This is a genomic window from Halanaerobiales bacterium, assembly GCA_035270125.1.
Classification (GTDB): domain Bacteria; phylum Bacillota; class Halanaerobiia; order Halanaerobiales; family DATFIM01; genus DATFIM01.
Genome location: DATFIM010000001.1, coordinates 1 through 6,280, shown reverse-complemented (window position 1 = coordinate 6,280; position 6,280 = coordinate 1). Strand labels below are relative to the sequence as shown.

Sequence of the window (6,280 nt, the reverse complement as noted above, 5' to 3'; positions counted from 1 at the left end):
TAAATTTTTACTAGAAGAAAAAATGGAATTACTTGATATAGATAAAGAATATGCAGATAGATATTTAAATAAAGGTTTTTCTGGAGGAGAAAAAAAGAAAAATGAAATTTTGCAGATGGCTGTTTTAGATCCCAAGCTGGCAATATTAGATGAAACTGACTCTGGTTTAGATGTTGATGCAGTTAAAACAGTTGCAACTGGTATTCAAAAATTGGCTTCAGATGAAAATGGAATAATGATTATTACTCACCATAATCGAATTTTAGATTATATAGATGTAGATTATGTTCATGTAATAATTGATGGAAAAATAGTTAAATCGGGTACTATGGAATTGGCAAAAGATATAGAAGAAAATGGCTATGAAAAATTAAAAAAGGAACAGGAAGAATGTAGCTATTGTTAGGAGGTAAATTTTATGAGTGAAAATAAGGTTGATCTTAAGGAAATAGATAGAAGTATCCATGATAAAAAAACTGATAAAGATTATAGTAATCGAGCTAAAATTGGTTTAACACCTAAAATAATTAGAGAAATTTCTAAAGAAAAAAATGAACCGGAATGGATGACTGAATTTCGCTTAAAGTCTTTAGAAATCTATCAAAACAAACCTCTTCCAGATTGGGGTGCAGATATTTCTGACCTTGATATGGACGAGATTTTGACTTATATCAAAGGTGAAGGGGAAATTCAGAATGACTGGGAAGAAGTACCTGAAGATATAAAAAACACCTTTGATTCTTTGGGAATTCCTGAAGCGGAAAAAGAATCACTAGCTGGTGTAGGAGCTCAATATGATTCTGAAGTTGTTTATCAAAACTTAAAAGAAGAGTTGGTTGAACAGGGTGTAATCTTTATGGATATGGAGAGAGCACTTAAAGAACATGAGGATATTGTAAAAGAACATTTTATGCAGTTAGTTCCACCAGATGATCATAAATTTGCAGCTCTACATGGAGCAGTCTGGTCAGGTGGTTCATTTGTTTATGTTCCAGAAGATGTAGAAGTTGATATTCCTTTACAGTCATATTTTAGATTAAATGCAGCCGGGGCAGGACAATTTGAACATACACTAATTATACTTGAAAAAGGAGCAAAAGCTCATTTTATTGAAGGATGCTCAGCTCCAAAGTATTCTGTAAATAATCTTCATGCAGGTACAGTTGAATTATTTGTAAAAGAAGGTGCTGAACTTCGCTATAGTACAATAGAAAATTGGTCAAAAAATATGTATAACTTAAATACCAAAAGAGCAATTGTGGAAAAAGATGGTTTGATTGAATGGGTTTCCGGTTCATTTGGCTCAAAAGTATCTATGCTTTATCCCATGAGTATTTTAAATGGAAAAGGAGCCAGAGCTGAATATACAGGTGTTACTTTCGCAGCTGAAGATCAGTATCTTGATACAGGTGCAAAGGTTGTTCACGCTGCACCTCATACAAGTTCAAATATAAATGCTCGTTCTATTGCCAAAGGTGGAGGACATGCTTTTTATAGAGGATTACTAAAAGTTACTGATTCTGCGGATCATGCCAAATCTACTGTTTCCTGTGAATCACTAATGCTTGATAATGATTCAAAATCTGATACAGTTCCTGTTATGGATTTAAATACAGATGATATAGATATAGGTCATGAAGCTAAAGTTGGTCGAATAAGTGAAGAAGCTATCTTTTATTTAATGAGTCGGGGAATAAGTGAAGAGGAAGCTAAAGCAATGATTGTTAGAGGCTTTGTAGAGCCAATTGCTAAAGAATTGCCTTTAGAATATGCTGTTGAGTTAAATAATCTGATTAATTTAGAATTAGAAGGAAGTATAGGATAGGTGATAATATGTATAGAAAAGAATATTTAGAAAAAAAGTCAATGTTTGCTGATCTGATTGTAGAAGATATGGGTGATGGAAATATTTCTGATTCTGAAATTAATAAAAGCCTCGAAAGATTTGAAAATATAGATTTAGATGATGACTTAAAAGATACTATTGCTAAAAAAGGTAATGAATTCTTTGAAAGTGGGGTTTATATTAAAGCACCTGCCGGTAAAAAATATGAAACTCCTTTTGAATTAGATTATAAAACAGGTTCTAAGGGAAATGAATTTAATGATAATAATTTAATTATTGCTGAAAAGGGTAGTGAATTAAACCTGGTTGTTGATTATAATAATGAAGATTATAAAAAAGTAATTCATAATGGTTTAAGTAGAATTATTGTAAAAGAAAATGCAGTTGTTAATTTCATCAAAATCCAGAGACTTAATGATAAAAGCCAAAATTTTGATCTGAATTTAAGTGTTATTGAAAATGATGGTGAAATAAACTGGATTACAGTTGAATTAGGAGCCAGAGAAACTATTACTAAAAATATTAATATCTTAAAATCTGAAGGTAGTAAAGCTGATATAAAATCTATCTATTTTGGAGATGGAGAAAGAAAACTTGATTTAGATTATACTGTTAAACATTTTGGCAGGCATAGTAAAAGTGAAATTGAAAGTAGAGGAGTTTTAAAAGATAAAGCTAAGAAGATATTTAGAGGTAATCTCCATTTTAAAAAAGAGGCCAAAGCTGCAGATGGCTCAGAAAAGGAACATATTCTTTTGATGGATAAAAGAGTAGAATCAGATTCAATACCTGCTCTATTTACTGAAGAAGATAATGTTCAGGGAGAACATGCAGTTAGTGCCGGACAAATAGATGAAAATAGTTTATTCTATTTGATGAGTAGAGGTTTTACAAAAGTAGAAGCTAAAAAGCTCTTAGTTGAGGCTGCTTTTAATCCTATTTTTGAAAAAATACCTCTTAATGATCTTAAAGGAAGTGTTATGAATGAAGTCAAAAGGAAGCTTGAATAGTAATGAGATAAAAAATGATTTTCCTATTTTAAGTCACGAGGTTAATGGGCAATCTCTTCATTATTTGGATAATGCAGCTACTACTCAAAAACCGGAGCAAGTATTGAAAACTGTTGAAGAATATAATAAAAAATTTAATGCCAATCCTCATCGAGGAGCTCACTATTTAAGTGTTAAAGCTACTGAAAAATATGAAGAAGGTAGAAAAAAAGTAAAAGAATTTATTAATGCTAATTCAGCTAAAGAGATAATATTTACCAGGAACACTACTGAATCTCTTAATTTACTTGCTTATTCATTTGCTGAAAAAGAACTTGAATCAGGGGATGAAGTGTTAATTTCTACTGCTGAACATCATAGTAATATTCTGCCCTGGCAGCAGTTAAGTAAAAGAAAAGATATAAAGTTAAAATATCTTGATATTAATGAAAATGGGGAAATTCCTTTTCAGGAAATTAAAGATAAAATAAATAAAAATACAAAGATTTTGAGTATTACTCACATGTCTAATGTAACAGGTCTAATCAATGATATCCAAAAAATCACTAATTATGCTCATAAAAAAGGAGTATATGTAATAGTTGATGGTGCTCAGGCTGTACCTCACATGAAAGTAGATGTGCAAAAACTTGATGTAGATTTTTATGCTTTTTCCGGACACAAAATGTTGGGCCCAATGGGGATTGGAGTATTATATGGTAAAAAAGATTTATTAGATGAGATGCCTCCCTTTTTAACTGGAGGAGGAATGATAGAATATGTACAAAAATCCTCTTCCAGTTTTGCTCCTATCCCTGAGCGCTTTGAAGCTGGAACTCCCAATGTTGAAGGAGTAGTAGGTTTGAGTGCGGCTATTGATTATTTGGAAAAGATAGGTATGGAAAGAGTTTTCGAGCATGAAAAAAAATTATTAGAATATGCTTTAAATGAGATGGTTAAACTGGATTATTTAGAAATTTATGGTTCTGAAAATATTGAAAATAAAGGTGGTATTATTTCTTTTAATATTGAAGGGATTCACTCTCATGATAGTGCTACTATTATTGATTCTAAAGGAGTTGCAGTTAGATCAGGTCATCATTGTGCTCAACCTTTAATGGCAGAATTAGGGATTAACTCAGCTTTAAGAGCAAGTTTTTATATTTATAATGATAGAGAAGATATTGATGCCTTAATTGAAGGAATAAAAAAGGCAAAGGAGATGTTTAGTAATGGATCTTAATTCTGTATATACTGATTTGATAATGCATCATAATAATAAAAAGGAAAATAAAGGAGAATTAGAAAACCCTGATTTAAGTGAACACGGTCATAATCCTAATTGTGGTGATGATATTACTTTAGATCTTAATATAGAAGATGAAATTATCAAAAAAGCAGTATTTCATGGAAGTGGTTGTGCTATTTCACAGGCGTCTACTTCCATTATGATAGATCTCATAAAGGGAAAAAGTGTGGAAGAAGCTTTAGAATTAGTAGATACTTTTATAAAAATGATAAAAAAAGAAATCGATGATAAAGAAGAACTAAAAAAATTAAAGGACGCAAGAGCCCTGCAAAATATCTCTAATATGCCAGCAAGAGTTAAATGTGCTGTTTTATCCTGGCATACTCTGAAAGAAGCCCTAAAATAAATAAAAAAAGAAAAAGTACCCGGTACCTTTCAATATATGTTTATTTATTACTCCACTTAAGATCTGAGTGGGGTATTTTTTTATTCCTGCTTTGCAGGTATTTTACATTTATTACCGAATAATACTATATGGGAGTGAGGTAATTGAATAACATATTAAAAAGATTTAAATACATAATTATAATAGTATTAGCTTTAACTATTTTTGTTATTTCTATAGCTAATTATCAGAGTACAAAAGAGGTAATTAGGGAAAAATATGAAAGTCGCCAATTAATGATAGAAAGAAATATTTTACAAACAATCAATAATATTAATGATTCTTATAAAATTGCTGAAGAGCAGTTAAATGAGGAAATGCGAGAATATTCTCAGGTTATGATTAATAAATATAAAAATAATCCTAATGTTAATGAATGGGATTTACAAAAATTGAAAGAGAGATTTGAAGGTTATAATATTTATATAATTAATGATAATTTAAAAGTAATCAGAACTACTTTTGAAAAGGATTTAGGACTTGATTTTTCTAAATATAAAAGTTTTGCAAAAATTTTAAGAGATAGATTAAATGGAGATACTTTTGTAGTAGATCGTCTTGATTTAGCCACTCAAACTGGTGAGATCAAAAAATACAGTTATATGCCTACTCCTGATAATAAATATTTACTGGAATTGAGTATCAATGCTCAACATAAATTTCCGTCTTTAAAGAATCTGGATCTTTTTGGAGATGCAAGTCAGCTGACAGAAGAATATAATCTAATAGAAGAAATTTCATTTTTTAGTGTTGAACCTATTGATTATGAAGTTGCAAAACTTAGAAGTAGCAAAAAACCTTATTTAGAACCAGATGTAGCTGAAGTAGAGGATGAATTAGCTAGAAAGGCAATAATAAATAAAGAATCTCAATCGAAAACAATAAAAAATAATGGTAATGAATATACTTATAAATTTTTTCCAGCTTTATTTGCTGATAGAGAAGACAGAGATGGAGGTTGGAATTCTTATGTAGTTGCTCTTAAATATGATAATCAGGTAATGCAGCAGGAAATAGCAAAACATAGAGGTCTTTTTTCTTTAAATATTATTTTGATGTTAATAGTATTTATTAGTTTTATTTCTGTAGTAGTTTATCTTTTAAATAAATTTGAATATCAAGCCTATCATGATCAATTGACAGGTTTAGCAGGTAGAAAATTATTTGAAGAGAAGTTTGAAAAACAAAAAAATAAAGCCAAAGGAAATTCTAATAAATTTGCAATTTTATTCTTAGATATTGACAAATTTAAAAGAATAAATGATGAATATGGTCATAATATTGGAGATCATGTATTAAAAAATATAGCAGTTCGTCTAAAAAGCAACTTAAAGTCAAAAGACTGTCTGGCAAGATTGGGTGGAGATGAGTTTGTAATAATGATTGCTGATCTAGGTTCAAAAGAACAGGCTGAAGAGATTGGTTATAGGATATTGAAAGTATTTGATGAACCGATTGTAATAGAAGGTCAGCAGCTAAAAATCAATATTAGTGGAGGAATTAGTATCTATCCTGAAGATGGTAAAGAATTAGAAAATTTAATTAAAAATGCAGATTATGCTATGTATCAGGCTAAAAAGGGAGAGAAAGATTTAGAATTAAAAAAATAATAAGAAGGTGATGAAAATTATATTTAAAAAATCTAATTTTATTTATGCAAACGTTTTCTCAATCCTTTTAATTACATTTATATTATTTGTTAGTTTTGGTGTAGTTAAGGCGGCTCCTCCAGGAATGGTTGAAGTTAAATT

6 protein-coding genes are annotated in these 6,280 nt (G+C 29.9%); all 6 read left to right on the top strand.

Translation table 11 applies throughout. The annotated features are described in order from the left end of the window. Nucleotides 1-406 (top strand): ABC transporter ATP-binding protein (locus tag VJ881_00030; protein ID HKL74432.1); only part of this gene is annotated, 406 nt, incomplete at its 5' end. Between the two features lie 12 nt (nt 407-418). Continuing rightward, complete coding sequence (gene sufB, locus VJ881_00025; GenBank protein ID HKL74431.1) at nt 419-1,825, top strand: Fe-S cluster assembly protein SufB; 1,407 nt, start codon at nt 419-421, stop codon at nt 1,823-1,825. 8 nt (nt 1,826-1,833) lie between these two features. After that, nucleotides 1,834-2,856, top strand: coding sequence for a Fe-S cluster assembly protein SufD (gene sufD, locus VJ881_00020; protein HKL74430.1), 1,023 nt, complete (start codon nt 1,834-1,836; stop codon nt 2,854-2,856). Then, a complete protein-coding gene (locus VJ881_00015) occupies nt 2,831-4,078 on the top strand; it encodes a cysteine desulfurase (GenBank protein ID HKL74429.1) in 1,248 nt (415 codons plus the stop codon). Before sufD ends, VJ881_00015 begins: the two co-directional genes overlap by 26 nt. Continuing rightward, nucleotides 4,068-4,490, top strand: coding sequence for an SUF system NifU family Fe-S cluster assembly protein (locus VJ881_00010; protein HKL74428.1), 423 nt, complete (start codon nt 4,068-4,070; stop codon nt 4,488-4,490). Before VJ881_00015 ends, VJ881_00010 begins: the two co-directional genes overlap by 11 nt. Nucleotides 4,491-4,633: 143 nt before the next feature. After that, a complete protein-coding gene (locus tag VJ881_00005; protein HKL74427.1) occupies nt 4,634-6,139 on the top strand; it encodes a GGDEF domain-containing protein in 1,506 nt (501 codons plus the stop codon). The last annotated feature ends 141 nt before the right edge of the window (nt 6,140-6,280 follow it).

Bases quoted from the DNA above. Each gene is read 5' to 3' on its own strand.
- sufB (HKL74431.1), top strand. From the start codon at position 419: ATGAGTGAAAATAAGGTTGATCTTAAGGAAATAGATAGAAGTATCCAT.
- sufD (HKL74430.1), top strand. From the start codon at position 1,834: ATGTATAGAAAAGAATATTTAGAAAAAAAGTCAATGTTTGCTGATCTG.
- VJ881_00015 (HKL74429.1), top strand. From the start codon at position 2,831: ATGAAGTCAAAAGGAAGCTTGAATAGTAATGAGATAAAAAATGATTTT.
- VJ881_00010 (HKL74428.1), top strand. From the start codon at position 4,068: ATGGATCTTAATTCTGTATATACTGATTTGATAATGCATCATAATAAT.